Here is a 25,894-nt window from a genome sequence, read left to right as displayed (position 1 = left end):
TGCATTAAGCTTGTAATCCTTTTAAGTCTTCTAAAACTTGTTCAGCATGTCCCGCAGCTTTTACTTTACGATACTCTTTAACCAGCTTACCGTTATGGAAAATAAAAGTTGAGCGCTCAATGCCCATCACTTTTTTACCATACATATTTTTTTCTTTAATCACATCAAAGTGTTTACACAGCACTTCTTCTTTGTCGCTGATTAAATTAATGGTTAGGGCCTGCTTTTCCGTAAAATTCTGGTGTGCTTTAACCGAGTCACGTGAAACACCAATGATTGTGGTTTGTAGGGCATCGAACTGATCTTTTAAACATGAAAAACCAACGGCTTGAGTTGTGCAACCAGGCGTTGAATCTTTCGGGTAAAAATACACAATCAGCCACTCAGTCGGCACTTCAGTTAAGTTCACTTCACCCGTTGTGGCTGGAAAGTTCTGATTTGGAAGTTGGATGGTATCAGTCATGTTCTATCCTTAAATGTCACGGTGTTCTAATTCAAGTGGTAAAAAGGCATAATTTTCGTGATACAGAATATCACCTTTAACGACCGAAAGTGGATGTTTGAAAATCGGGCCATCAATCACCGTAGTGTGGAATTCACCCGCTTCGCCGCATGGATCAATGCCTCTTGCAACCAGTTCATTGACATATTCAAGGCTAAGCACTTGACCTAAGTCTTCAACTGTCATGCCTAAGTTTAAGTTGACCGTAACGATGATGCTTTGAAAACCAAGCTGAATAAACTCATGCACAATGTCTGAACGTGGACGTTGCCACAATGGCATACATAAGCTGAGCTTACTTTTGTCACACACAGATTGATTCCATTCGGCATGTGCCATTAAATCAATATCACCTGTGACTAAGCTTTCTGCCCCAAGAGCTTGAGTTTTTTGCAACAGTTGAATGAACTGGCTTTCATAGTCTTGCCATGTTGCGGAGGCACTGTAGATGGGAAGCCCAATTGCTTTTGCCTGTGCATGAATAATATCGAGAGACATTCCATGTGAGCGTGATTTCAGACCTTGGTCTTCTAACATGACAATTAATGCAACAGGTTCCCCCATTTGCATCGCTTGGTATAAAGCAAGGCTGCTGTCTTTTCCACCACTATATGACGCAACAAATTTGCGATTTTGGGCGCGTGTATTCCATTCGGTGAACATATTTTCAGGTTCTATCTATTTTGAACATATAAAAAAGCCTGCATAGAGCAGGCTTCATTCACATTCAGTGAATTATTTTTTCGGAGCAGCTTTCATTGCTTCTTCAGTTAAAGATTTTAATTTACCTGTTAACTGTGGACCGAAACATGCTTGTAGGTCGTTATTTTGCTTTTGTACAAAAGCTAAAGTAGACGGGCTTTTCTTTTGGTTGATCGCACTTTGGATTTCCCATTTTTGTGCATTGGTCAACTTACCATCAGCTTCAACTGCACAAGTACAGTATTTGCTTACTTCTGCTGCGCTAAGCTTTTTGCTTTTTGCAGTTTCTTCTTTACAAACATTAATTAATGCCGATTTTACATTGCTGCTTTTATACGCTTCTTGTAATTTGTTCGATTCAGCAGCATTTGAAGCTGTAGCGAACAATGCAGCTGCAGACACCAATGTAGAAAGCAAAATGTTTGATTTTAAATTTTTCATAAACTGTACCTTGTCGTTACGGTATATAACGCGTTGGGTCTGTTACGCCAGCATCTGCAAAACCTTCTTTACGAAGGCGGCAGCTGTCGCATTTCCCACAAGCACGTCCTTGGTCATCTGCTTGGTAGCAAGACACCGTTTGACTATAGTCTACGCCATGTTCTATACCTAAGCGAATAATATTTGCTTTGGATAAATGTAACAGAGGTGTTTCAAATTTAAGAGGTTTTCCTTCAACGCCAACCTTGGTTGCAAGGCGAGCCATGTTGGCAAATGCCTCAATAAATTCAGGTCGACAGTCAGGATACCCTGAATAATCAACAGCATTAATACCAATCACAATGGCTTCGGCATCTAAAACTTCTGCTGCTGCTAGGGCATAAGATAAGAAAATCGTGTTACGTGCTGGAACATAAGTTACAGGAATACCGACTTGTTCATGATCTGGAACATCAATGCTATGGTCTGTTAACGCAGAACCGCCCAAATTACCTAAGTCGATATTAATGACACGATGTTCTACGCCTGCTTTTTTTGTCAGTTCGCGTGCGGCATCGAGCTCAGTGGTTGAGCGTTGACCATACATAAAGCTGAGCGCTGTACAGTCATACTGTGCTTGCGCCCATGCTAAACAAGTTGTTGAGTCTAAACCGCCAGATAACAAAACTATGGCACGAGGGCGCATACAAATTTCTCCAAATATAAATTAAAGATGAATAGGCAATGTATTAACGACCAGTTTCGTCATTCCAAAGCAACTTGTGGAGTTGGAGTTGGAAGCAAACAGGGAGATGGTCTTCTAATATCCATTGCGCTAAGTCACGCGCAAGTTGAGGTAAACGAGCAGCACCTTTCTCAACGGCAAAAGCAGGAGAGAACCATACTGTGCTGACTTTTTCATTGAGTTTATAGTCTTCAACTTGCTGTTTTGACCATTCATAATCTTCACGGTTACAAATTACAAACTTGATTTGGTCGTGTTGGGTTAAATGGTCCAGATTCGAAAGCAAATTTCGTGCAACTTCACCTGAAGTTGGAGTTTTCAAATCTAATACTTTTGAAACACGTGGATCAACCTTAGACACATCTAAAGCACCACTGGTTTCCAAAGAGACTTCACAGCCAAGGTCAGCAAGACGTTGCATTAAAGGCAACGCATTGGGCTGTGCAAGAGGTTCACCACCTGTCACGCAGACATAAGGGGTTTTAAAATCAAGTGTGGTTTGAATAATCTGATCTAAAGATTGGCGTTCGCCACCTTCAAAGGAGTAGGTTGTATCGCAGTAAGTACAACGTAGTGGACAACCCGTTAAACGAATAAAAACTGTTGGCAGCCCTGAGGTGTTGGCTTCCCCTTGCAAAGAATAAAAGATCTCCGTGATACGTAGACCCGCAGAAGGATCAGAAACAGGGATAGCAGAAGATCGAAGCGTATTCATAGCAAAATTAAACCACAGGTTAGAAAAACAAAAATCTCTACGGCTAGTCTTAACCGTAGAGATGAGGAACTTGAGTTCCGCACGACAACTAAAAATTATTCGTCGCGTAGTAAATCGTTCAAGCTCGTTTTAGAACGTGTTTGTGCATCTACTTTTTTCACGATGATTGCAGCATACAGGCTGTAAGTACCGCATTTAGAAGGTAAGCTACCTGCAACTACAACAGAACCTGCTGGTACACGGCCGTAGTGAATTTCGCCAGTTGCACGGTCAAAAATCTTAGTCGATTGACCAATGAACACACCCATAGAAATCACAGAACCTTCTTCTACGATCACGCCTTCTACGATTTCAGAACGTGCACCGATGAAGCAGTTGTCTTCAATAATCGTTGGGTTTGCTTGAAGTGGCTCGAGAACACCACCAATTCCTACACCACCAGATAAGTGGACGTTTTTACCAATTTGAGCACATGAACCCACAGTTGCCCATGTGTCAACCATGGTGCCTTCGTCAACATATGCACCAATGTTCACATAAGAAGGCATTAACACCACATTTTTCGCTTGGAAAGAACCTTTACGTGCAACCGCAGGAGGAACAACACGTACGCCAGCCGCTTTAAACTGTTCTTCAGTCCAACCTGTAAATTTGGTATCTACTTTGTCGTAGAATTGAAGGTCACATGACTCAATTGGTTTGTTGTCATTTAGTTTGAATGATAAAAGTACAGCTTTTTTCACCCATTGATGAACAACCCACTCACCATCAATTTTTTCAGCAACACGTAATGTCCCGTTATCTAAACCAGCAATGACTTCTTCAACTGCTGCACGAACTTCAGCAGGACAGTCCGCTGCTGTAAAATTCGCACGGTCTTCAAACGCTTGTTCAATAATTGTTGAAAGCTGAGACATGATCTTCCTTCCAGAAAAAAAATTTTCCTGATTTTACACTAAATTGTGCAGAGAATAGATGAAAAAACAGCATAGGATCGGAAATAATAATGAATGATTGGAAATACGACTTTTAGGGCTGTTCGAGTAGAGCAGTTAAGTAAAGAATTGCGATTTACAACAACAATAAAATCTAAAATGTATCAAAAAATAACAAAAATAGCCTAAATCTTGAATAAAAAATAGTCCGAGACTGTTCTAAGATGACCTCATCAAAAAATGGTAATTGATGTAAAAATATCTTTGCTTGGAGGAGAAAAAACATGAAATCATTACGTTTAGTTGCAATCGCAGCAGCAATGTCGGCGGTCGCAGGTACAGCTTTTGCTGATGATGCAGTCGTAAAAGATGGTTATGCTTTTGACCAAAATAAATTAATTCCTACTGGTGTTCGTGCTGAAGTCGGTACAACAGGTTATGGTGGCGCTTTGTTGTGGACAGCTAACCCATATGTGGGTTTAGCTTTAGGTTACAACGGTGGTGACATTTCATGGTCTGATGACTTGTCTATCAACGGTTCAAAGTACGATATGGATATGGACAACAGCGTTGGTTATTTAAATGCTGAGATCCGTCCTTGGGGTGCAAGTACAAATCCATGGGCGCAAGGTCTTTATGTCGCTGCTGGTGTTGGTTATATTGATAATGAATATGAGCTTGATCGTCGTGTAAAAGCAGGTGAAGGTTTCTCTGTGAACCATACAGACTTCGTTGCTGGCGCGAACGGTGCACATATTAATGGTAAGATGAAATATAAAAACGACTTCGCTCCATACGTTGGCTTAGGTTTAGCGCCGAAAATCAATAAAAACTGGGGTGTGTTTGGTGAAGTGGGTGCATACTACACAGGTAATCCAGAAGCTAACTTAACGTTAGTAAGTGGTGGAGCTCCAGATAATGCTACACGTGGTTCACTTGTAGATAACATTGCTACTGATGAAGAAAAAATCCGTACAGATGATAAGCATGAGTGGATGCCAGTTGCAAAATTGGGTGTAAGTTACCACTGGTAATCAACACATAAAAAAACGAGCTTCGGCTCGTTTTTTTATGTCTGATTTTAGCTAAAGTCTTTAAAAATGATGGGCTAACTTGAGTCCAAAGATCCATGCATCATTATCATTCAGCGCTGAAAGACCTGTAATGTTTGCCAGTGGGTTTGAGTCGGAAGATGTTTTGGACTTCTTAAAACGCAAATAATATAGACCAGCTGCAATATCAAACTGAGTGTTATATGTGTACATGCTGCCTAGACCAATGCCTTGATAACCATCACTTGGATTAAGCGTAGATGCAGGATTATTAATCCCAGAGTCCCAGAGTAGCTCCATAGAACTCAGCCACTTTTTATTCCATACGTGTGCCAGGCCAAGTTTTGCAGACCATTGATCTTCATTGTATTGAATGAGTTTGATATCTTTGGCTTCTGGGTACAACATCGCTGCATAATCGATCACGGCTTTAAATTTGGGTGGTTGAATGACAAAGTCTTGCCAATTCACCCAGCGTAACGTCCCATACAAGATATTTTGATAGGGAAGTCCTGTCATGAAATCAAGATTTACCGATTGTGGTGTTTTCACCTCCATTACATTGGGTGTGTCTACGCCGATCTCGATAGATTCTGTTGTAGTGATTTCATGTTTAATCGCTGAGCGATAAGTCAAAGATGTTCTAAAATAATATTCAGGGATTTGATAACTAATACCTGCTAACCAGCCCAAGCTTTCATCTTGTTTAAACTCGGCATCATAGCCATCAAACACAGAATAGGCCTGACCTTTCGCTTTTAAAGAGCCTGCAAAACTTTGATAGCTTAAACCACCATAGATTTCCCATTGTGGGTTGAATTGGTAGCCTAAAAGCGAACTCAAATTATGACTTTCAAAGTCGATATCGGCAGATTCAACCTCATAACTTTCACCATAAATCTTTGGGCGATAGTGATAATCGATGTCTACAGCAAAAGGCTGGTCATAAATGACAGCAAATTTGAATTGAGGATTTAGTTGTAGTTTTAGTGCAGCTCCCAGCATTACTTGTTCATTGCTTAAATTGCCTGTTGAAAAGTCAGTGATGCCAAACTGTTGCAGTGTCTCGATCTGTTGAACTTGGCCAGAAACATCTGGGTCAATATAAGCCAGAGAAATTTCTGCATAATTTCCATGTTCAAAAAAGGGTTGTATCGTTTGGCCTGAACGTTCAAAAGCAGCAGCAAAGCATGATCCCGACGAATATAAACATAAACAAAGTAATGGAGAGCCCAACAGATTTATATTCACTGTCATTGCTCATCAATATTTTTATCAATTGATCAAATAATACACTATACCCATTTAAAGTATATGGTTTTAAAAATAAAAAAAGAGGCTTGGAGGCCTCTTTTTGAAAATAAGAATGGTTTAGTCTTCTGGATAAGCCACTCTTTTCAGTGCTTTAATGTCTGCATCTGGCGAGCAGAGTGAGATAAATTCATAGCCATAGCCACGCAGGAGGTGACCTTTACGCACTGCAATCCATGTGGTATTGAGACCAAAAATATCGGTTGGAATTTGTTTTAAACGGTAGTCACGCTCAACGTCATATGCCACATTGTTGACAATACCAACACCCATATTCAGTTCGACATAGGTTTTAATTACATCGGCATCTAAAGCAGACATTACGATGTCGACATCCACACCAGCATCTTCAAAAGCTTTGTCAATTTTTGAACGGCCTGTGAAACCACCGTGATAGGTAATCAGTGGATATTCCGCCAAGTCTGCAATGCTAATATTTTGCTTGCTCGCCAGTGGGTGGCTTTGCGGGGTAATAATACTATGCTGCCAATTATAGAACGGCACGCTAGCCAGATTGTCTTCAGTGGTCAGTGACTCAGTTGCGATACCAATATCAGCTTCACCTTGTAGAAGCATTTCGGTAATTTCAACAGGGCTGGCTTGTTGCAAAATAAGATGAACTTTTGGAAACTCTTTTTTGAATTGATTGACAATTGGTGGTAGCACATAACGCGCTTGTGTATGTGTAGTCGCAATCGTCAAGGTGCCTTCATCGACACGGTTAAAATCATCTGCAAGACGCTTAATATTGTCTGCGTCGACCAACATGCGTTCAACAATACCTAGTAGTGCTTGGCCAGGTTCAGTTAAACCTAGTAAGCGCTTACCTTTACGAATAAAAAGTTGTACGCCTAATTCATCTTCTAGGTCTTTAATGTGTTTACTGACGCCTGATTGAGAGGTATACAGTGCAGCAGAGGCTTCGGTGAGGTTGAAGTTTTGTCTCACCGTTTCTCGAATAATTCTGAGTTGTTGAAAGTTCATAGTTTTGGATCTCTTTTATGATGAATGAAGCATTCAACATGCCCCATTCAATTGGTCTTAAGCCGCAGGTTTTGCAAATAAATGCAAGTTTGATGGGCTTAACCATACCGTTTGATTAGGTCTAAATTGGTGTAATTTTGCTTCTTCAGAAGTCAGGGATATTTCAATCAGTTTGCCTTGGCGATCATGGAGCTCTGCAACCACTTTGCCCGCGATCCATAATTCTCGAACGAACGTTGCTTGGATGGCATTGTCTTGCGGCTGTGCATGAATACGTAATTCATCTGGACGGGCAAAGGCAATCACGTCGCCCGAAGGTGCATTGCGTAAAGAGTCTAATTGAATACGGTCTTCACCAATTTGGATCGTCCCTGCGTTATTTTGACCTTCGAAACGGTTTGCTTGACCTAAGAAGTCAAACACAAACGGCGTTGCTGGCTTTTCATAAACCTCGCGGGGTGATCCAATTTGCTCGACATTCCCTTTATTCATCACAATGATTTGATCCGCGACTTCTAAAGCTTCTTCTTGGTCATGCGTTACAAAGATTGAGGTGATATGAAGTTCATCATGCAAAGTACGTAACCAACGACGGAGCTCTTTACGTACTTTTGCATCCAAAGCACCAAAAGGCTCATCCAGTAACAGTACGCGTGGTTCAACTGCCAAAGCACGTGCCAGTGCAATACGTTGACGTTGACCGCCAGAAAGTTGTGCTGGGTAACGATCTGCCAAGAACCCCAATTGGACTAAGTCCAGCAAACGTGTGACACGTTTTTTAATTTCAGCTTCAGATGGGCGTGTTGCACGTGGGCGAACGCGGAGACCAAAGGCGATATTGTCAAATACAGTCATATGGCGAAACAAGGCATAGTGCTGAAATACAAAACCAACTTCACGTTCACGTACATGTACATTGGTTGCATCTTCACCTTCTAAGATGACTTGACCGCCATCCGCGGACTCAAGCCCTGCAATAATACGAAGCAGGGTGGTTTTACCACAACCTGATGGCCCAAGTAATGCAACCAATTGACCATCAGGAAAATCGAGAGAAATGTTATTCAGCGCATGGAAGGCACCAAAGTGTTTTTCAATATTTTTAACTTGAATACTCATGAGGTCATTCCTTTAAACTGTTGAATCATTATGTTTGTTTTGCTTTTCTTGGCGAATCTCAACCCATGTTTTTAACACAAGGGTCACAATCGCTAAAAGCGCCAAGAGTGAAGACACAGCAAAAGCCGCACTGAAGGTATATTCGTTATAGAGAATCTCAACATGCAGAGGTAATGTATTGGTTTCACCACGAATATGGCCTGAAACGACCGATACTGCACCAAACTCACCCATGGCACGTGCATTACACAGAATGACTCCGTAAATTAAACCCCATTTGATATTGGGTAGGGTTACTTTCCAGAAGGTTTGCCAGCCTGATGCACCGAGTACAATCGCAGCTTCTTCTTCTTCAGTTCCTTGGGCTTCCATGAGAGGAATAAGTTCACGTGCAACAAAAGGAACGGTGATAAAGATTGTTGCTAATACAATGGCAGGAACGGCATACAGAATTTTGATGTCATTATCCATGAGCCAACTACCGAACCAACCTTGCGTACCAAAAATCAGTACCAACATTAAGCCCGCGATAACAGGGGATACTGAAAATGGCATATCAATAATCGTGGTTAAGATGGATTTACCACGAAAGTTAAATTTGGCTACACACCAAGCTGCTGCAACACCAAATACGACATTCAGAGGGACTGCAATCACCGCGGTTAATAAAGTGAGTTTGACTGCGGATATCGTGTCTGGATGAACCAAGGCTTGTGCATAGACACCGACCCCTTGTTTAAAGGCCTCAACGAACACCAAAATCAGCGGTAAGATCAAACAGCTCAAAAAGAACAGTAGGGCAATAGTAATTAGGGTGTAGCGAACCCAAGTTGGTTCACGTGTTGCATCACGCGATTGTAGCTTTTCAGCAAGCGCATTACTGTTGATATTCATCGTGCTGTTCTCCCTGTACGACGGCTTGCCCATGCTTGTAACAAGTTAATCAGGAATAAAATGGCAAAAGACAGCACCAACATGACGACTGCAATCGTGGTTGCACCTGCATAGTCATATTCTTCTAAGCGCGAAATAATCATGAGTGGTGCAATTTCTGTTTTAAACGGTTGGTTCCCAGCAATAAAGATCACTGAACCGTATTCACCGACGCCACGTGCAAAGGCAAGTGCAAAACCAGTAATGAGTGCTGGAAATAAAATCGGCAAAATCACTTTGGTCACAATCTGTAGACGGTTGGCACCTAATGCTGCTGCTGCTTCTTCTAACTCTGTTTCCAAGTCACTCAGGACAGGTTGCACAGTCCGCACTACAAAAGGAATACCAATAAAAATCAGTGCTAAGGTAATACCAATTGGGGTATAGGCCACTTGAATCCCTAAAGGCTCAAGATACTGACCGATCCAACCTGTAGGCGCATAAAGCGAGGTGAGTGCAATACCTGCAACCGCCGTGGGTAAGGCAAACGGCAAGTCGACCAAGGCATCTACAATGCGTTTACCCGGAAAACGGTAACGAACTAAACACCATGCTAGAAGTAGACCAAAAACCACATTAATAAACGCGGCGATCAGGGCTGTACTAAAACTGAGCTGCAAAGATTTTAAAATACGTTCTGAACTTAAAATTTCCCATAAACCATCCCAACCAATGCCTAAAGATTTAATAAAAACAGCAGACAACGGAATGAGAACGATTAATGACAAATATGCTAGGGTAAAGCCTAGAGAAAGACCAAATCCTGGCAGCACTCGGGATCGCTGCGACATGATTACTCCTCAAAGAGAGAAAGCTGACCTAAAAAGAGTCAGCTCAAATAAAACTGAATTTCGGCACAAGTATCATTTACAGTGTTTAAATTGCAAATTTAAATAAATACTTGCTTTCATTGTAAAAACTAATGTTTTTTAGCACATTTTCTGAAATCAAAAAATCATAAATTTCAGGGAATGGCCCAAAACCTGACGCAACATTGATATGCCCGACTTGCCCCAAGTTCTTAGGCTTAATTTTCCATGCTTTTGCCAGTTGCAGCGCATCTTGAAAATTGAGCCAAGGATCATTTTCACTGATGATCATTTGGGTAGGAACTTGTAGCTTGAGTTGGTGGAAATATTGTTGATAGTCATTTTGGCTATCACGAGCAAAACCAGCATCACCAAAGCGAGCAGGGTTAGCTGGCGCAACCAGAACTAAATTTTTGATTTTTTGATTTAGTTCAGGATGCTGTGCTAAAGCAGCGACTGTCGTTAAACAACCAAAGCTATGCGCCACAATTTGAATCGGTTCCTGAATGGATTGAACTGTTTTGACAAATTGTTCAATCCACTCATGGAGTACGGGTTTATTCCAATCCTGCTGCTGTACACGAGAGCATGATTTGAGCTGACGTTGTAACCACGATTGCCAGTGGTCATGTTCACTCCCACCCACGCCCGGTACAATTACAGTATGAATCATGTCGGTGCTCCCTTATAGCTATTTACTGGACTCGGTTTTATTTCGTCGTATTGGCTTTCACAATTTGGTCAAATACACCACCATTTTCAAAGTGCTGCTTTTGTACCTTGGTCCAACCGCCAAATTCTTTATCAATGGTCACTAACTTCAACGGTTTGAATGTGGTTGCATATTTTTTCAAGACGCTTGCATTACGTGGGCGATAGAAGTTTTTTGCCGCAATTTCCTGTCCAGCAGGTGAATACAAATAGTTGAGATACGCTTTAGCCAAATTCAGATTGCCGTCTTTTTCCGCATTCTTTTCCACGATGGCAACAGGTGGTTCCGCCAAAATAGACAGCGAAGGCGTCACGATTTCAAACTTACCTGGTTGTTCACGAATTGCTAAATGTGCTTCGTTTTCCCATGCTAAGAGAACATCACCGATACCGCGTTCAGCAAAGGTTGTGGTTGCACCACGTGCACCTGAATCCAGCACTTTAGTATTTTTATAAATTTTACGCACGAATTCTTGTGCTTTTGCATCGTTACCTGCAGGTTGATGCTTTGCCCAAGCCCAAGCTGCTAAGTAGTTCCAGCGTGCACCACCTGATGTTTTTGGATTTGGTGTAATAATGCCAACACCCGGCTTCACGAGGTCGCCCCAGTCTTTGATGCCTTGTGGGTTACCTTTACGGACGAGGAACACGATAGTTGAAGTATATGGTGTCGAGTTATTAGGTAGTTTCTTTTGCCAGTTGGTCGGTAAAAGTTTTGCTTTTTCAGCAATCACATCGATATCTGCTGCAAGTGCAAGTGTCACCACATCCGCACCTAAACCATCAATGACTGAACGGGCTTGTTTACCCGAGCCGCCGTGAGACTGTTTGAAGTTGATCTCTTGTCCAGTGCGTTGCTTCCAATAAGCGCCAAACTGTTTGTTGACGTCTTCATAGAGTTCACGTGTTGGATCATAAGACACGTTCAGAAAATCTTTTGCTGCAACACCAAAAGAAGTGACTGAAACCAGTGCTGCCAATACCCCAATTTTTAACTTCGATACGCTCATGTGAGACCTCAATTTTTTAAATGTTTCTAAACATGAGGCAAGAATACTGCGAGTCTTATTGCTAAAAAAATAATAAAAAATGAATTTTATATGAATAAAAAAGAAAAAGAGTTCTGCTTAGAATTCATTAAACTAAAGCAGAAAATTGTTTTAGGGTAGATTGGCATGCATTGCTATAAAAATGCACAAGAAATCAAACAAATAGAATTATTAGATCGTGCATTTCACTATGGAGATGGTTGTTTTAGTACAGCGCGTATCCGTGACGGTGTGATCGAACTAGAGCCTCTACACATAGCACGCTTGAAATTGGCCTGTGAAAGACTGTTGTTGTCAGCAGATTTAGCCTTTATTCAGCGCAGCATCGTACAATTAAAACAAACCTATGCACACTTAAACGGAACGCTGAAAATTATTATTAGTCGGGGTGAAGGGCAGCGCGGTTATAGTTTGCCAGCACATCCTGCTGACGTTTGGGTTTTTTTCTATCCGCAAGCACCAGAGGCTTTCACATACAGTGAAATTGGTTCAGGGGTACTGCAACATGCGATTGGGCTGAATATGCCGCAAATGGTGGGTGTGAAAAGCTTAAACCGTTTAGAGCAAGTCTTACTCAAGCATGAAGCAGAACAACACGGTTGGTTGGAAGCTTTGGTCACAGATGTGCAAGGTTCTGTCGTTGAAGGTGTGAGCAGTAATTGTTTCATTCTGCTAAATGATCGATGGATTAGTCCTGAACTTCGTTATAATGGCGTACATGGTGTCATGCGTGCCGAAATATTGGCACGGATGCAGCAACAAGGGATTAGCTGTGAGCTGAGAATGATTGATATGGAAGAGATTCCACGCTTTCAAAGTTTATTTTTCTGCAATGCCTTGAGTCCTATGAAAATAGCCAAAAGTTTGAATCATCAGCATTTAGATGTTCAGCCGTGTATAGATTTGTTCCATCGTCTTCAACTTAATCAGATGCAGTAGTATGTCCGCAGCCAAAACCAAATCGAAAAAGAAAACGCAACCACCCCAACGAAAAATGAAAGGGTTGTTATTGATTGCTGTGAGCATCATTGTTTTATTGATGATTGTATTGTGGTCGAGTTTATTTAAGTCCTATCCTATTGAGGGTAAAAAACAGTTATTAGCAATTAACTCTGGCGATACCTATTCCGGTTTTATTGACCGCTTAGCCAAAGAAGACATGGCTAGTTTTCCCATTATTTTAAAGCTTTATCAAAAAATATTTATTCATGACACCTTGAAAGCCGGCGTTTATGAAGTGCGTGAAGGCATGAGTATTCGCCAAGTTTTGGATATGATTTCCAATGTCGATAATGCCGAGATGAATCGTATATTGGTGATTGAGGGGACGACCTTTAAACAGCTGATCGAGGCGTTGAAAAATGATGCATTGGTTAAAAAGGAAGTCTCCAATTTACCCATGGATCAGCTTTTAAAAGCATTAGATATTCCGTATACGCATGCTGAAGGACTTTTTGCCCCCGATACTTACTTCTTCGCCAAAGGGGAGTCAGACAAAAAAATCTTAACGGATTTATACAAACGCCAAATGAAAGCTTTAGATGAAGCGTGGACAAACCGTGCGGCAAATTTACCATATAAAGACAAATATGAAGCCTTGATCATGGCCTCTATCATTGAAAAAGAAACCAATGTTGACCGTGAACTGGAGCAAGTTTCGGGTGTGTTTGCGCGTCGTCTTCAACTCGGCATGCGTTTGCAAACGGACCCAACGGTGATCTATGGCATGGGCGATAAATACACAGGCAACATTACCCGCCAAGACTTGCGTACCCCAACAGCCTATAATACTTATACCATCAATGGCTTACCCCCTACGCCAATTGCTTTACCAAGTAAAAAAGTCATTGAAGCCACCATGCATCCAGACAACAGCAAAAACATCTACTTTGTTGCAACGGGCAATGGTGGACACACATTTAGTGAGACTTTAGAGCAGCACAACCAAGCTGTAAAAGAATATCTCAGCGTTTTAAAAACCAAGAAGGATGAATAGATGTTTATTAGTTTTGAGGGCACAGAAGGTGTCGGTAAAACCACACTGATTCGCAAAATTTATGAGCATCTAGAGCAACAAGGTCGGAATGTTGTTTTAACGCGTGAGCCAGGTGGTACACCGATGGCTGAGCAAATTCGCTCGCTATTATTGTCAGTCAATCATGAAGAGTCGATGTCGAATGATACTGAACTGCTACTGATGTACGCGGCTCGCGCACAGCATTTACAACAAGTGATCGTGCCTGCTTTAACGGAATATAAAACCGTATTGTGTGACCGTTTTACCGATGCCAGCTTTGCTTATCAATGTGCAGGACGTGGTTTGAGCCAGTCGAAGCTGCAACTGCTGAATGAGAACTTTGTCAGCCATATGCCAAATATTACATTTTGGCTCGATGCCCCGATTGAGACAGGCATGTCTCGTGCGCGGGAACGGGGGGCTTTGGATCGTTTTGAACAAGAAAAAGTCACTTTCTTTGAAAAAGTTAGAGCAGGTTATCAGCAGTTATGGGAACAATATCCTGAGCGAGTAAAACGTTTGGATGCAACGCAGTCACCAGAGCAGGTTTTTGCACAAGCGTTGCAATATTTAAACTAAAAATAAGCCTGAAATGTTATTTCAGACTGTAGTGAAATGCATTTTTCTTTTATAGTCAGTGACAAAGGACTGTATGTTGAAGGAAAAATGAAAAGTAACTTAACTGAGATTGTGGCTTTTTTAGAAAAGGAATTTCCGCAAAGTTTAGAAAAATGTCGTATCGAATCTGTCACTAAGCGCGCAGCAACAGTTGTGTATCAGGTCGATGAGCGCGATTTGAGACCAGGTGGAACGGTTTCAGGCCCAACCATGATGACCCTTGCAGACTATGCATTGTATATCGCTATTTTAGGGGAGATTGGGCTGGTCGGTTTAACCGTGACCACCAATTTATCGGTTAATTTTCTAAGTAAACCCGCAGCTTCTACAAATATCCGCGGTGAATGTAAGTTAATGAAAGTTGGCAAAGCATTGGTGGTTGGGGATGTGTGGTTGTATTCAGTTGGTAAGGATGAACCCATTGCACATGTGGTGGGAACTTATTCTATTCCACCCAAATCTTAAAATAATGATTGAATAAAAAAAGCCTGACGAATCAGGCTTTTTTTAAATTAGTTATTCACTAAAGGGGTTTCAACTTTAAAATTGAAAGGGGTGAGTACGGTTTTACGCAGTTCATTCGATAGTTCAGGATAGTCTAAAGTGTAATGTAGGCCGCGTGATTCTTTACGTTCCATGGCACAGCGCACGATCATTTCGGAGACTAAAACTAAATTACGTAGTTCAATCAGATTTTTGCTGACTTGGTAATCTTGATAATACTCGGTAATTTCCCGCTTCAACATTTCAATGCGGTGTAGCGCACGTTCAAGACGTTTCGTGGTACGTACAATACCGACGTAGTTCCACATGGTTTGACGTAGTTCATCCCAGTTTTGCAAAATCACGACATCTTCATCTGGATTGGTCACTTGTGAGTCATCCCAAGACGGAGCAGTTGGGGATTGGTAATTTGTATCAAAACTTTTTTCGATGTGCACTGCTGCACTCATGCCATACACAAAACACTCTAACAGTGAGTTACTGGCCATACGGTTGGCGCCATGCAAACCTGTGTATGAGGTTTCCCCAATCGCATAGAGACCTGCAATGTCAGTTTGACTATGTTCATCAACCACCACACCGCCACAGGTATAGTGCGCAGCAGGAACAACAGGAATCATTTCCTTGGTAATGTCGATGCCGAGTTCGAGTAAGCGTGCGTACAAGGTTGGGAAATGTTCTTTAATAAAACTTTCGGGCTTATGGCTAATGTCGAGCCAAACGTGACGAATACCTAAACGTTTAATTTCATAGTCAATCGCTCGCGCTACAATGTCACGTGGAGCAAGTTCTGCACGTTCATCAAAGCGCAACATAAAGCGTTCGCCATCGGGTAAACGTAAATAAGCACCTTCACCACGCATTGCTTCAGTAATGAGGAAAGAGCGCGCTTGTGGGTGGTATAAACAGGTTGGGTGAAATTGGTTAAATTCCATATTGGCCACGCGGCAACCCGCACGAAACGCCATGGCAATACCATCGCCTGTTGCAATGTCTGGGTTTGAGGTATACAGATAGGCTTTCATGGCACCGCCACACGCCAGCGCGGTGAAGGGCGCTAAAAAGGTATGTACCTTTTCAGTCTTTTCATCGAGTGCATAGAGTCCTAATGCACGATTTTGTTCTTCTAAGCCCAGTTTTTGAGAGGTAATTAAATCGATAGCGATGTAATTTTCAAAAATGGTGATGTTGTCTTTTTCAATCGCACGTTCAACTAAGGTGGTTGAAATGGCACGACCTGTAGCATCTGCGGCATGAATAATACGGCGTTGAGAATGTCCACCTTCACGTGTTAGATGCAATTGTTCTTGATCATCAAGGGTAAACTGCACGCCGTGTTTTAGTAGAAAATCAACAGAAGGTTTACCGCCTTCAACGGTTTGCTTTACCGCTTCGGTCTCACACAAGTGAGCGCCAGCAATCATTGTGTCATCAATGTGCTGTTCGATGGAATCCGTTTCATCTAAAACAGCGGCAACGCCACCTTGCGCATAGAAGGTACTGGCATCGGTCAGATTTGATTTTGCAAGAACAGCAATATTGAAATGTTGAGGCAACGATAAGGCTAAGCTCAGGCCTGCACCGCCACTTCCCACAATAATCACATCAAAATGATGTGTTGTGTTTAAATTAGACATGTCCATCAGCTAATTTGGAAAAAGTTCGCTAATGACAGCGCTTTTTTCACGAAAAGGCAAGGGTAAAATCTCTACAATTGATGGAAAATATAAATAAAGAACGTATTTTTTAAGCAAATTTTAAGCTCTTGTTTATACAAACATAATAGAACATATTATTACCCAAGATAGACAAAGATTATGCTAAAAACGCTAATACATAAATTGATAACAAACATATAGGTCAATACTTGATATGAAAAGTCGCTCGATACAAACTGGTTTTTTTGCTGTTGCATGCACAATGGTTGCGGTGCAAACACAAGCAGCACCTGTTGATTTCTCAAACTTAGTTGAGCAAGTCAGCCCTGCTGTAGTTAGTGTAAATGTGGTTAAAAAGATGACTCAAGAAGAGTTACTGCAGCAGCAAATACCTGAGATTTTGAAGCGTTTTTTTGGTAATCAAGTCATTATTCCGCAGCAGCAAGTGCCGCAAGAAAAAACGGCTTATGGCAGCGCATTTTTTATTAGTAAAGATGGGTATTTACTGACAAACCACCACGTCGTAGAAGATGCATCTAAAGTCACGATTATGTTTAATGACCGTCGTGAACTGGATGCGACCGTGGTGGGGAGTGATGAACGAACTGATGTGGCCTTGCTTAAAGTAAATGGTACAAATTTTCCATCACTCCGTGCAGGCAATGTTGATCAACTACGTGTAGGCGAACCTGTGCTTGCGATCGGTTCACCGTTTGGTTTCGATTACTCGGCTTCAGCGGGAATCGTGAGTGCGAAAATGCGTAATATGATGGGGGAGACATCAGTACCCTTTATTCAAACCGATGTGGCTCTCAACCCAGGAAATTCAGGTGGCCCGCTATTCAATCAGCAGGGTGAAGTGGTTGGGGTGAACTCGCGTATCTTCAGTGGTACGGGTGGCTATATGGGGCTGTCTTTCTCGATTCCAATTGATGTCGCAATGGATATTGCTGACCAACTTAAGAAAACAGGTAAAGTTACGCGCTCTTATTTAGGCTTCAATCTACAAGATCTAGACCGCAATTTGGCAGAGTCTTATAATTTGCCAAAACCTGAAGGTTCATTGATTACCAATGTTCAGCCAAATTCACCTGCACAGAAAGCTGGGCTAAAAGCAGGCGATATTATTTTAAAATTCAATGGAACGCCGATTTCACGGACCTCTGAGTTATTGAACTATTTAAATCGTACTATGCCAAATCAAACGGTACAGCTTGAAGTACTGCGTGATGATAAAAAGCGTAATATATCGGCAACATTAACCACAGCACCTGATGATACACCTCCAAAATCAGATACAGTCACACAAAGTAAAGGGCCTGTGTTAGGTATTGCTATCCGAAATTTAGCACCTGCTGAATTGTCACAGCTCAATGTGAAAGGTGGTGTGTTAATTCAAGAAGTGAAACGTGGTGGCGCAGCAGCACAGTCAGGCATGGCGGCTGGTGATGTGGTCACTCACATTAATAATAAAGTCGTAAAAGACACGAATGATTTTGTCCAAGCGGCATCTGAGTTGAAAAAAGGTCAGGTTGCCCGCGTTGGAATCATCCGACAAGGCACACCGGCCATTTTAGGGATGCGCATCCAATAAGCGAAAAAAAGCCACTCTTCGGAGTGGTTTTTTATTTTTTGCAATTTGATGATGTCTGTTATTTGCGTACACTGCCATCTTCATAAGGATATTTAGATTAAATAGAGTGTTTATGAGTAGTATTTTTGACTTAAGACTTCAGGTACAAGCAGAACATATCGACCAGTTAGGCCATGTGAATAATGTGGTTTATATGCATTGGATGCAGGATGTCGCAACAGCACATATTGATGCATTGGGTTTAGGCTTAAAAGAATATATCGAGTTAAAACATGCCATGGTCGCGGTTGAGCATCATGTGCAGTACCGAAAAGCTGCATTTAAAGAGGATGAAATAATCTTACGCACATGGTTTGACGATATAAACGCATTATATTCATCACGCCAATATGTGTTTTATAGACCCAAAGACAATAGCATTTTATTTGTTGCTCAAACCAAGTGGGCTTGCGTAGAGATTGAAACAGGACGTGCGAAACGTATGTCACCCAGTTTTACTCAAGCTTACCAACCGCTTGCAAAAGATGTGAATGCCCTAGATTTTTCAATGGATTATTCAAAAAGCCCAGTGAAAAGCGAAAACACGTAAAAAAGCGTCAGAGTTGTGAAAAGGAAGCGTATTAATATGGATACTTTAAAAAAACCATCTGTTATAATCCTTCGCAATTTCTATTCGGCTTTTGTTGTGCATCGAAATTTGTCTGCATAACGCTTCATTTTGTTCAAGGTAGCCCATGGCGCAAGCTAAAAAATCTGTTGATATTAAAAATATCCGTAATTTCAGTATTATTGCTCACATTTATGACTGACATTAAGAAGCTATAAGACACAACTAGACGCATTAAGCCATGAAACACAATAAAAGCCTTTAATTAGGCTTTTTTTATGCGTCACTATAAGACACAATGAAACACTAATAGAAACTACGAGCCAACCTAAATATGTACACAACCGTGTACATATTTAGCAATATGGCACAAGTTTGGCGGATCTAGTGTGTACATGGTGATATATGGCGATTTCAGAGGCTTGGCTAAAAGCTCAACTTGGTAAAGACAGAGAAAAAATAGAAGAGTTCGCCGATCGCGATGCTATGAGTGTTCGTATTACTCCGAAAGGTAAAATCGTCTTTCAGCTACGCTACAGGTATAACGGCAAGCAGCATCGACTAGATCTTGGCTCATATCCAAATTTAACATTGAAAAATGCACGCGTAGAATCAGATCGTCTTAGAGCAGAACTTGAAAAAGGGCTTGATCCCAAACAGGTAAGATTGAAAGAGAAGGTGAGCATTAGAGATGCATACACACTAGAGACTTTGTTTTATGAATGGTATGAGAAATTCTGTGTACCCAATAAATCTAGTCATAATGAGATAAAGCGCTCTTTTGAGATATACGTGCTTCCAAATATTGGCAAACAGAATAGTGATGATATAAGCGCATATCAGTGGCTTTCATTACTGGAGGATGTAGCAAAGAAATCACCTTCAATTTCTGCTCGTCTTTTGATTAATGCAAATCAGTGCCTCAAGTGGGGGCAGAAGCGCGGCTTAATCTCAGCCAATCACCTAATGAATGTTTCAGCCAAGCATGACCTGCGTATTGAAAAAGGTGTAAAAGAACGAGCGCTGAGTGACAAGGAAATCTATTTAACTTGGTATGCCCTAAAGCGAACCAAGATGACTTATAAAAATAAGCTGTTTCTCACACTCTTGATTATCTACGGCTGCCGCGTGGGTGAGCTTAAGCTTGCTAAAAAATCTCATTTTGATTTAAAAGAGATGATATGGACTGTTCCTCCTGAAAATCACAAAACAGGGAAGAAAAGTAAAAAGCCGATTTTAAGACCAATTACGGAAAACATTAAACCTTACTTGCTTGAAGCAATGGAATTCAGCCAAGGTTCTGAGTACTTGTTTACAATTGATGGGACTTCAAGGCCGCTAGGTGAGACATCCCATCTCACAATGCCAAACAACATTTTCCAATGGCTTAAGAGGCATAAAGGTGTTGATCTGGAGCACTGGTCTGTACATGATCTTCGCAGAACTATGCGTACCAATATGTCAACGATTGCACAGCCTCACGTATGTGAGATCATGTTGGGGCATGCTCTTCCAAAGATATGGGGTACATACGATAAGCATGATTATCTATCTGAGCAGAAAGAAGCCTACGAGAAGTGGATGGATAGACTGGAATCAATTTGGAAGAATGAAGCGCTAGATAACTAGCGCTTTTTTTTGTAGTGGCCACGATTCATACCAACCCAGTAGTTTGCCTGAATCATAGTTATTTCCTGCGCCTCTGCATTCAGAAAACGGCTTAGGCATTGGGTTTTCATAAAGCTCGCCATTCTGCCAACGGTTTAGAGTTCGTGATGACCTACCAAATATTTCCTCTAAGTCAGGAGTTTTTAGTACTGGGCGTGAACAAAGCGCCTCTTTAATAGTCATTCCTTCAAACTTATTCATAATACCTCCTTCTTAATATCAATTAACTCAAAGGGTAATTTGGTGTCCAAGCCCTTGCATTCATCCTTATATCCAAAACTTACAAGGATGTGATAAAGGGCAGAGGCTTGCTCCGCCGTGAATGTTTTGGTTGTGCCTGATTGACCTATAACAAGTGGTGCAAATTCTTCGGCAAGTTCTTGGGCGATGTGTTGGAGGTTAGTCATTGGCTGGCTCCTGTGCTTCAGCTCGTTGTTCAGCAATGCATTCTTCTAAATGCTTAATGCATTCTTGTTTTGAATCGAAAGGTCCTTGCCAGCACTCATTAAAGAAAATGTCCCACTCCTGATCCTCTTTGATCCAGTTCATTTGAACTTCACCATAGTATGGAACGTCGTGTGCCCACCAAACTTCGTTGTCATCTGTGCCGAATTTAATTTTTGAGTTTTGGGCAATTACCTCAGCCTTATAGACTTCCTCAGCATGCTTGATCAGATTGGCTACAGGTGTTCCTTTCATAAACCACAATTTATTGATCATGCAATCGGATGTAAGAGTTTGTTCAGGAGCAGCTTGGGCTGTAGCTGCTTGCCATAATTTCCAACCTTGATCGATTTCGATGTACTTGTAATCGCCATTTTCTAAACGAGGATATGGTCGTTTGACGATAGGGGAAAATATTTCGCTGTATGCCTGTTCAAAACTTTCAGGTGCGACTGGGATTTGGGCTGCTTGCCAACCGATCCAACGATCATTTGTCTGAGCGTTATAAAAAAGGAATCCGTTTTGAGTTGACTCACCATCAACACACCAGCCACTATTTACAGCAAAATCCGTAAACTCTTTTTGAATATCCATCACGCCACCTTTAAACTTTTGAAATGTTGACAAACATTCCGAATGATTTTGAAAAGCCATTTTTCTTCACGTTGAGTTGTATGTCTTGAATTGGCTGTGAAGACTTGAACTAAGTGTTCTTGAATTTCACGCTCATACCAGCAATCAATAAAATAATCTTCGATTGCATCATGGCCACAACTGCCACGGTAACCAGTCCAAGCGCAATCCCAGCAGCGAATAGTTACTTGGAATGCCTGATTGCCATACCAAGTAATAAACACATCAATTTGATCAACACCATTTGAAGCAGGGATGTGGTGCGTTCGCACTTCTTGAATTCCCATCACACTCTCCTGAGCAAACATCTGCGCAAAATCCTGATTAATTGTTTAAATTGCGCAAATAATTGCTCTAAACCTTTATTTAATTTCGTTTTCACGTATTGCGAATTTCCATCACGCCACCTCAATTGCTTTACGTAGGTAAGGATCTAAGTCATCTTGACGTAGCAACCAAGACACATAACTTGGATCAATGTCTTGGATGGCAGTACCTTTATGCTTTCCAAAAGTTATGTACTTCGGTATACGGGCAGTTTCTGACATGATGTACAGAGAGTTCATGTCTTTAATGCCCAGCTGCTCTACTAATGTTTTTAGAATTACACCAGTGAAATAGATGTCTGCTTTAGCGTTGTGGGCATGTCGAAGGTGTTTTCGTGCAAGCTCCAAATCATCCATAACGTGGTAGTACATAGCGCCTAATGTGTGTGGCAAGTCAGGCCATACCATGCGACATAAAGCCAATGTGCAAATTCCTTTGACCGTGAAGTCTGGCTGGCATTTCTGAACAGCCTTAATGTCATAATCAATATTGTGGCCAATCAGGTATTGAACACCTTGAGGCATTTTGAATGTGTCAAAGCTTGGCTTTTCAGCAATATCAGTTTCAAGAATGTGGTGCGTTGCTAAAGCACCCAAAGCGATAGGCTCAGGGCACGAAAAGTACTCATCAAAAACTTGCTCTTGATTAACCACCAACATCCCTTGCTCAAAAGAGCAAGGTGCATAAGCAATTTCAATTGGGTAACCATTTAGGTCGTGTGTTTCCGTGTCTAGGATTAATACGCTCATTGACTGATTCCTGATTTAGCCAACTGTTCAAGTTCTTTCATAACTTTCTGGATTTGGGTTGAATCAATTTCCATAAGAGAATCTATACCCAAGTGCTCACAAGCTGTTTTCACATCTAATCCACACTGGTCTATAAATTCCTGTAATTCATCCCGTAGAGCTTCTGAGATCCCATTAAATTCAGGAGGTTCTATCCATGTATCGCGCGGTATATCGAATGTGCAGCCGAGTACTTTCGCTCGAGCAAGCATCGCTTGACGCATGTTTTGATAATAAGTGTGTTCTTTGTCTAGCTTTAGGGTCTCGGTCAGGTGATTTAAGTCGCTTGCATAAACTGCTTCTTCGCAGCTTTGTTTCCAGTTATCCAAATCCTCAAGTGCTTTATTTAATGCAATTTGAGCAGGGGTAAGCGTGTTGATATGAGCCTTCGCATCTGCAATTAAGTCTGCAAGAAAAGTAGGGTGTAACTTAAGATCAGGTACCCAAACCTCACCAGTCTCACCACCTAAAGCACCTGAATTTTTCGCATGGTGTGTTGGGGATGGCTTGAAGTTAATGACTCTCGCATTTTTACCTTCACCAGTAGTTACAGTGGTCAAATAACCCATGATGTCTGCAATACGGTAAAGTTCATTTCGGTTCTTACCACCAAGCTCAGGACGGTAGATGATTTGATCACCGCTTTGGTCTTCTGAGGCATGGGCAATAAAGACGACATCCTTACCAAAGCTTAAAAGCGTATTGATGTACTGCTTAAATTTCATGTTTGCTAAGCCTTGGGCTTTTAACTTGAGTGCACCATCTTGCTGACGGTTATTCGCAGTTTTGAGCAAATGTGTCTTGATGGATTCAAGCATTGCGCCCACGGTATCAATAACAACCGTATTGAAAGGTGCTAAGTCTTGTTCAGTAATGTTTTCAATATCTGACCACTGCTGAACTGGAACAACAGCTCCGCGACGAAGTTCACCAGTACGGTGTGCACCACGGTCAAAGTCAAATGAAATGGCTTTATCTGCGGTGAATCCTAAAGACGTTTTACCAAGCCCCGGATCTGCATAAATGTAAGTAATAATCGCACTTACGTTTAATGCTTGGTCTGCTGGAATAATAGGTATAGCCATGAGTATTTCCCCTTATGCCCAGAACAGTGAGCCTTTAGCTCGTTTAAATGATTTTGGATAAGAACGTGTAAGTGACTTTTGAAGGCGAATAGCCATAGTTTTTCTTTGTTGGAAAGCTCGTTCACGTTCAAAGTTTTCACGGATCCAAGGTTTGGCTGCATGAACCTCAAGCGTGATTAACTGTTCGGTACCATCCTTATTGACCACATAGATATGGCGGCCTTTTTCAAAGTAGGTTGAATGGCCGAGACGCATACGGATGTTGCCTTCTTCATCTTGGCTGATGAACTCAGAAAACTTTTGAGTAGAAGTAGTCATTAGCCTGCCTCCACTAAACGATGTTTTTCGATATAACCCTTAATAAGAGCATTGAAGTTCTGATGGTCGATGTGGTTTGTGAAGTCGTTGTATGGATTGCCCAGGGCATCTGAAACGGTCACTTCATCAAGGCTGGTTACGTCTACTGCAGTGAATTCACTACCTGGTACGCCGTAGCTGTCTTCAAATGCTTCAACTTCAAAACGTGCAGTAACGCGGAAACCATCCAAACGAATAACAGCTTCGCCGTGGTTACCACCAGTCATACGTAATGCAAGGAGTTGATATTCAGAAGGTGCTACGTTGGCAACGATAGGTTGAGCAGCTTGCGGTGAGCTCTTAAACCCACAGCTAAGCACGCCTATTGTTACAGCAGCTACACCAAGAGATATCTTGATGCTATTGAAAGGGGATAAGGTTTTGTTCATAATTGATCTCGCAGTTTCTGTAAAAGCACTCAAAGGGTTCGAAGTCTTGAGTGCTTTTTTAATGTCTGTGGGATAAATATAACTATAGTTATTTTTATAGTCAATAGAAAAGCAAATAAAATATATCTAAAGTTATATAAAATTATAGTTGTAAGAATTTTTATGTTTTAATAGACAAAAGAAAACCCAACATCAAAAAGGTGATGAAAATGAGTCTTTCGGATGAAATATTTGAATGGCGTAAGCAATTTATTGAAAAACTAATATTGAATGGTGTGAAGCCAGAAGATGCGAGGGTGCAGACAGATGCAGCACAGGCACTTATTTATAAGGATTGTATAGTTACAGCGACAATTGAATGTCCTATTGAATTTGTAGAAGAGTTAAACACCATTCTTCTGGATTTCTCGCAAAAGAATGGTTGTCTTGTAATTGCTAAGGCTAGTTACTAGACGAGAGTCGCCCAGCTGTAGCTGGCTTTAATCGGGTTCTACTTTTGTCGCACTCACCCTTAACTTCGGAGAGTGAAGCTTCATAGGTTTTAACCCAGTCAGATGCAGTAGTGTCCTTATTGGCAAGTTTTGATTTAGTAAGCTCTAACGCTAGGGCTTCTATAATTTCAGGTTTCATATTTTCTCCGATATTTATGAATGATTGAGAACAATGTTGGTGCAGAGCCTCAACTTCATAATATCAGGGGAAATATGGATTTTTAAAAAGAAAACCCACCGCTGGGGTAGGTTAAATGCAGTTTGTTATGATTAAAAATGTTGAAAAATAGAAAGTGGAATTATTCCAGCCGGCACACAGCTTAAATTATATCAAAGCTGTGTCACTCTTTTAGAAGATGTTTACGTAGACGTAAATCAGGAGTGAATTGATAAAGCTATTAAAGACCAAGAAGATTACTTCAAAGGTATTAATTGCTGTTGCCTACCTAAAGGTTAGTCTTAATCCATTCAGAACCACGTGCGTTGAATCCCTTCCATGCAGCTTCTCTGGCTAATTTAACAACGAGGAGCTCATCATTTGAATCTATAAATGGAGCAAGTACATCCCGAATATCTGTTGCTGTACCTGGATGTTTTATAATCCAAGTAGAGTCTAGGTGATGCCAATATCCATTGGCAATTTCTTTTATTTTCTCAATAAGTAGAGAGTAATCTTGCCCACTTTTATTAAGATCATAACCAATTAAATATGAATTAAAAGCCATAC

32 protein-coding genes are annotated in these 25,894 nt (G+C 41.3%); 9 read left to right on the top strand and 23 right to left on the bottom strand.

Annotated features, from left to right (window positions below):
• Nucleotides 1–4: 4 nt before the first annotated feature.
• The 6 genes from AXW61_RS13245 to dapD form a co-directional block, all read right to left on the bottom strand.
• Complete coding sequence (locus AXW61_RS13245; RefSeq protein ID WP_062034670.1) at nucleotides 5–463, bottom strand: peroxiredoxin; 459 nt, start codon at nucleotides 461–463, stop codon at nucleotides 5–7.
• 9 nt (nucleotides 464–472) lie between these two features.
• Nucleotides 473–1,165 carry a diphthine--ammonia ligase gene (locus tag AXW61_RS13240; RefSeq protein WP_062034669.1) on the bottom strand — a complete coding sequence of 231 codons (693 nt, stop codon included), beginning with the start codon at nucleotides 1,163–1,165 and terminating at the stop codon, nucleotides 473–475.
• Nucleotides 1,166–1,237: 72 nt separating this feature from the next.
• A complete protein-coding gene (locus tag AXW61_RS13235; protein ID WP_062034668.1) occupies nucleotides 1,238–1,645 on the bottom strand; it encodes a hypothetical protein in 408 nt (135 codons plus the stop codon).
• Nucleotides 1,646–1,661: 16 nt separating this feature from the next.
• Complete coding sequence (queC, locus tag AXW61_RS13230; RefSeq protein ID WP_004693831.1) at nucleotides 1,662–2,330, bottom strand: 7-cyano-7-deazaguanine synthase QueC; 669 nt, start codon at nucleotides 2,328–2,330, stop codon at nucleotides 1,662–1,664.
• A gap of 43 nt (nucleotides 2,331–2,373) precedes the next feature.
• Complete coding sequence (gene queE / locus AXW61_RS13225; protein WP_005399705.1) at nucleotides 2,374–3,084, bottom strand: 7-carboxy-7-deazaguanine synthase QueE; 711 nt, start codon at nucleotides 3,082–3,084, stop codon at nucleotides 2,374–2,376.
• A 95-nt stretch (nucleotides 3,085–3,179) separates the two neighbouring features.
• A complete protein-coding gene (gene dapD, locus AXW61_RS13220) occupies nucleotides 3,180–4,001 on the bottom strand; it encodes a 2,3,4,5-tetrahydropyridine-2,6-dicarboxylate N-succinyltransferase (RefSeq protein ID WP_004693827.1) in 822 nt (273 codons plus the stop codon).
• A 302-nt stretch (nucleotides 4,002–4,303) separates the two neighbouring features.
• On the opposite strand from dapD, the gene carO reads away from it, so the two are divergent.
• Nucleotides 4,304–5,053, top strand: coding sequence for an ornithine uptake porin CarO (carO, locus tag AXW61_RS13215; RefSeq protein WP_062034667.1), 750 nt, complete (start codon nucleotides 4,304–4,306; stop codon nucleotides 5,051–5,053).
• Nucleotides 5,054–5,113: 60 nt separating this feature from the next.
• On the opposite strand, the gene AXW61_RS13210 is transcribed toward carO, so the two are convergent.
• The 7 genes from AXW61_RS13210 to AXW61_RS13180 form a co-directional block, all read right to left on the bottom strand.
• Entirely contained in the window at nucleotides 5,114–6,328 is a 1,215-nt protein-coding gene (locus AXW61_RS13210) for an outer membrane protein transport protein (protein WP_062034666.1), read from the bottom strand.
• Nucleotides 6,329–6,442: 114 nt separating this feature from the next.
• The gene (locus tag AXW61_RS13205) at nucleotides 6,443–7,366 is read right to left on the bottom strand and encodes a CysB family HTH-type transcriptional regulator (RefSeq protein WP_062034665.1); all 924 of its coding nucleotides are present in this window, start codon (nucleotides 7,364–7,366) and stop codon (nucleotides 6,443–6,445) included.
• Between the two features lie 57 nt (nucleotides 7,367–7,423).
• The gene (locus AXW61_RS13200; RefSeq protein ID WP_004693820.1) at nucleotides 7,424–8,485 is read right to left on the bottom strand and encodes a sulfate ABC transporter ATP-binding protein; all 1,062 of its coding nucleotides are present in this window, start codon (nucleotides 8,483–8,485) and stop codon (nucleotides 7,424–7,426) included.
• A gap of 12 nt (nucleotides 8,486–8,497) precedes the next feature.
• Nucleotides 8,498–9,379: a sulfate ABC transporter permease subunit CysW gene (gene cysW / locus AXW61_RS13195; RefSeq protein WP_062034664.1), complete on the bottom strand. Its 882-nt coding sequence runs from the start codon at nucleotides 9,377–9,379 to the stop codon at nucleotides 8,498–8,500.
• Nucleotides 9,376–10,209 (bottom strand): sulfate ABC transporter permease subunit CysT, encoded by an 834-nt coding sequence (cysT, locus tag AXW61_RS13190; protein WP_062034663.1) that lies wholly within the window; start codon nucleotides 10,207–10,209, stop codon nucleotides 9,376–9,378. Before cysT ends, cysW begins: the two co-directional genes overlap by 4 nt.
• Before the next feature lie 85 nt (nucleotides 10,210–10,294).
• A complete protein-coding gene (locus tag AXW61_RS13185) occupies nucleotides 10,295–10,900 on the bottom strand; it encodes an alpha/beta hydrolase (protein ID WP_062034662.1) in 606 nt (201 codons plus the stop codon).
• 37 nt (nucleotides 10,901–10,937) lie between these two features.
• Entirely contained in the window at nucleotides 10,938–11,948 is a 1,011-nt protein-coding gene (locus AXW61_RS13180) for a sulfate ABC transporter substrate-binding protein (protein WP_062034661.1), read from the bottom strand.
• Nucleotides 11,949–12,113: 165 nt separating this feature from the next.
• Here AXW61_RS13180 and pabC point away from each other — a divergent pair, with 165 nt between their 5' ends.
• The 4 genes from pabC to AXW61_RS13160 all read left to right on the top strand — a co-directional run bounded on the left by pabC (nucleotide 12,114) and on the right by AXW61_RS13160 (nucleotide 15,087).
• The gene (gene pabC / locus AXW61_RS13175; protein WP_062034660.1) at nucleotides 12,114–12,926 is read left to right on the top strand and encodes an aminodeoxychorismate lyase; all 813 of its coding nucleotides are present in this window, start codon (nucleotides 12,114–12,116) and stop codon (nucleotides 12,924–12,926) included.
• A gap of 1 nt (nucleotide 12,927) precedes the next feature.
• Nucleotides 12,928–13,983 (top strand): endolytic transglycosylase MltG, encoded by a 1,056-nt coding sequence (mltG, locus tag AXW61_RS13170; RefSeq protein ID WP_062034659.1) that lies wholly within the window; start codon nucleotides 12,928–12,930, stop codon nucleotides 13,981–13,983.
• Nucleotides 13,984–14,583: a dTMP kinase gene (tmk, locus tag AXW61_RS13165; protein WP_062034658.1), complete on the top strand. Its 600-nt coding sequence runs from the start codon at nucleotides 13,984–13,986 to the stop codon at nucleotides 14,581–14,583.
• An 87-nt stretch (nucleotides 14,584–14,670) separates the two neighbouring features.
• Nucleotides 14,671–15,087, top strand: a complete 417-nt coding sequence (locus AXW61_RS13160) for a PaaI family thioesterase (protein ID WP_062034657.1) — start codon at nucleotides 14,671–14,673, stop codon at nucleotides 15,085–15,087.
• A gap of 47 nt (nucleotides 15,088–15,134) precedes the next feature.
• Here the strand turns inward: AXW61_RS13160 and nadB are convergent, their stop codons facing one another.
• Nucleotides 15,135–16,769 (bottom strand): L-aspartate oxidase, encoded by a 1,635-nt coding sequence (nadB, locus tag AXW61_RS13155; RefSeq protein WP_081408307.1) that lies wholly within the window; start codon nucleotides 16,767–16,769, stop codon nucleotides 15,135–15,137.
• A gap of 229 nt (nucleotides 16,770–16,998) precedes the next feature.
• Between nadB and AXW61_RS13150 the strand changes: the two genes are divergently transcribed.
• From AXW61_RS13150 to AXW61_RS13140, 3 genes are all read left to right on the top strand, one after another.
• Entirely contained in the window at nucleotides 16,999–18,378 is a 1,380-nt protein-coding gene (locus AXW61_RS13150) for a Do family serine endopeptidase (protein ID WP_062034655.1), read from the top strand.
• A gap of 112 nt (nucleotides 18,379–18,490) precedes the next feature.
• A complete protein-coding gene (locus tag AXW61_RS13145; protein WP_010326440.1) occupies nucleotides 18,491–18,967 on the top strand; it encodes a thioesterase family protein in 477 nt (158 codons plus the stop codon).
• Between the two features lie 423 nt (nucleotides 18,968–19,390).
• Nucleotides 19,391–20,614 (top strand): site-specific integrase, encoded by a 1,224-nt coding sequence (locus AXW61_RS13140; RefSeq protein ID WP_062034654.1) that lies wholly within the window; start codon nucleotides 19,391–19,393, stop codon nucleotides 20,612–20,614.
• On the opposite strand, the gene AXW61_RS13135 is transcribed toward AXW61_RS13140, so the two are convergent.
• From AXW61_RS13135 to AXW61_RS13100, 8 genes are all read right to left on the bottom strand, one after another.
• Complete coding sequence (locus AXW61_RS13135; RefSeq protein ID WP_004693796.1) at nucleotides 20,603–20,854, bottom strand: hypothetical protein; 252 nt, start codon at nucleotides 20,852–20,854, stop codon at nucleotides 20,603–20,605. The genes AXW61_RS13140 and AXW61_RS13135 overlap by 12 nt on opposite strands.
• Nucleotides 20,851–21,060 (bottom strand): hypothetical protein, encoded by a 210-nt coding sequence (locus tag AXW61_RS13130; protein WP_062034653.1) that lies wholly within the window; start codon nucleotides 21,058–21,060, stop codon nucleotides 20,851–20,853. The genes AXW61_RS13135 and AXW61_RS13130 overlap by 4 nt, the downstream gene beginning before the upstream one ends.
• Complete coding sequence (locus AXW61_RS17840) at nucleotides 21,053–21,691, bottom strand: hypothetical protein (protein WP_240487470.1); 639 nt, start codon at nucleotides 21,689–21,691, stop codon at nucleotides 21,053–21,055. Before AXW61_RS17840 ends, AXW61_RS13130 begins: the two co-directional genes overlap by 8 nt.
• Entirely contained in the window at nucleotides 21,691–22,017 is a 327-nt protein-coding gene (locus AXW61_RS13120; protein ID WP_062034652.1) for a hypothetical protein, read from the bottom strand. Before AXW61_RS13120 ends, AXW61_RS17840 begins: the two co-directional genes overlap by 1 nt.
• Before the next feature lie 111 nt (nucleotides 22,018–22,128).
• Complete coding sequence (locus tag AXW61_RS13115; RefSeq protein WP_062034651.1) at nucleotides 22,129–22,806, bottom strand: DNA polymerase III subunit epsilon; 678 nt, start codon at nucleotides 22,804–22,806, stop codon at nucleotides 22,129–22,131.
• On the bottom strand, nucleotides 22,803–23,930 hold the full coding sequence (locus AXW61_RS13110) for an ATP-binding protein (protein WP_062034650.1): 1,128 nt from the start codon (nucleotides 23,928–23,930) through the stop codon (nucleotides 22,803–22,805). The genes AXW61_RS13115 and AXW61_RS13110 overlap by 4 nt, the downstream gene beginning before the upstream one ends.
• A gap of 12 nt (nucleotides 23,931–23,942) precedes the next feature.
• Nucleotides 23,943–24,248: a hypothetical protein gene (locus tag AXW61_RS13105; protein ID WP_062034649.1), complete on the bottom strand. Its 306-nt coding sequence runs from the start codon at nucleotides 24,246–24,248 to the stop codon at nucleotides 23,943–23,945.
• Nucleotides 24,248–24,607: a hypothetical protein gene (locus AXW61_RS13100; protein ID WP_240487469.1), complete on the bottom strand. Its 360-nt coding sequence runs from the start codon at nucleotides 24,605–24,607 to the stop codon at nucleotides 24,248–24,250. Before AXW61_RS13100 ends, AXW61_RS13105 begins: the two co-directional genes overlap by 1 nt.
• A 278-nt stretch (nucleotides 24,608–24,885) precedes the next feature.
• On the opposite strand from AXW61_RS13100, the gene AXW61_RS13095 reads away from it, so the two are divergent.
• A complete protein-coding gene (locus tag AXW61_RS13095; RefSeq protein WP_062034647.1) occupies nucleotides 24,886–25,128 on the top strand; it encodes a hypothetical protein in 243 nt (80 codons plus the stop codon).
• A gap of 485 nt (nucleotides 25,129–25,613) precedes the next feature.
• Here the strand turns inward: AXW61_RS13095 and AXW61_RS13085 are convergent, their stop codons facing one another.
• Nucleotides 25,614–25,892: a hypothetical protein gene (locus AXW61_RS13085; RefSeq protein ID WP_062034645.1), complete on the bottom strand. Its 279-nt coding sequence runs from the start codon at nucleotides 25,890–25,892 to the stop codon at nucleotides 25,614–25,616.
• Between the last annotated feature and the right edge of the window lie 2 nt (nucleotides 25,893–25,894).

The sequence above is a fragment of the Acinetobacter sp. BMW17 genome (assembly GCF_001592855.1).
GTDB lineage: Bacteria > Pseudomonadota > Gammaproteobacteria > Pseudomonadales > Moraxellaceae > Acinetobacter > Acinetobacter johnsonii.
This window is presented reverse-complemented; position numbering and strand designations above follow the sequence as displayed.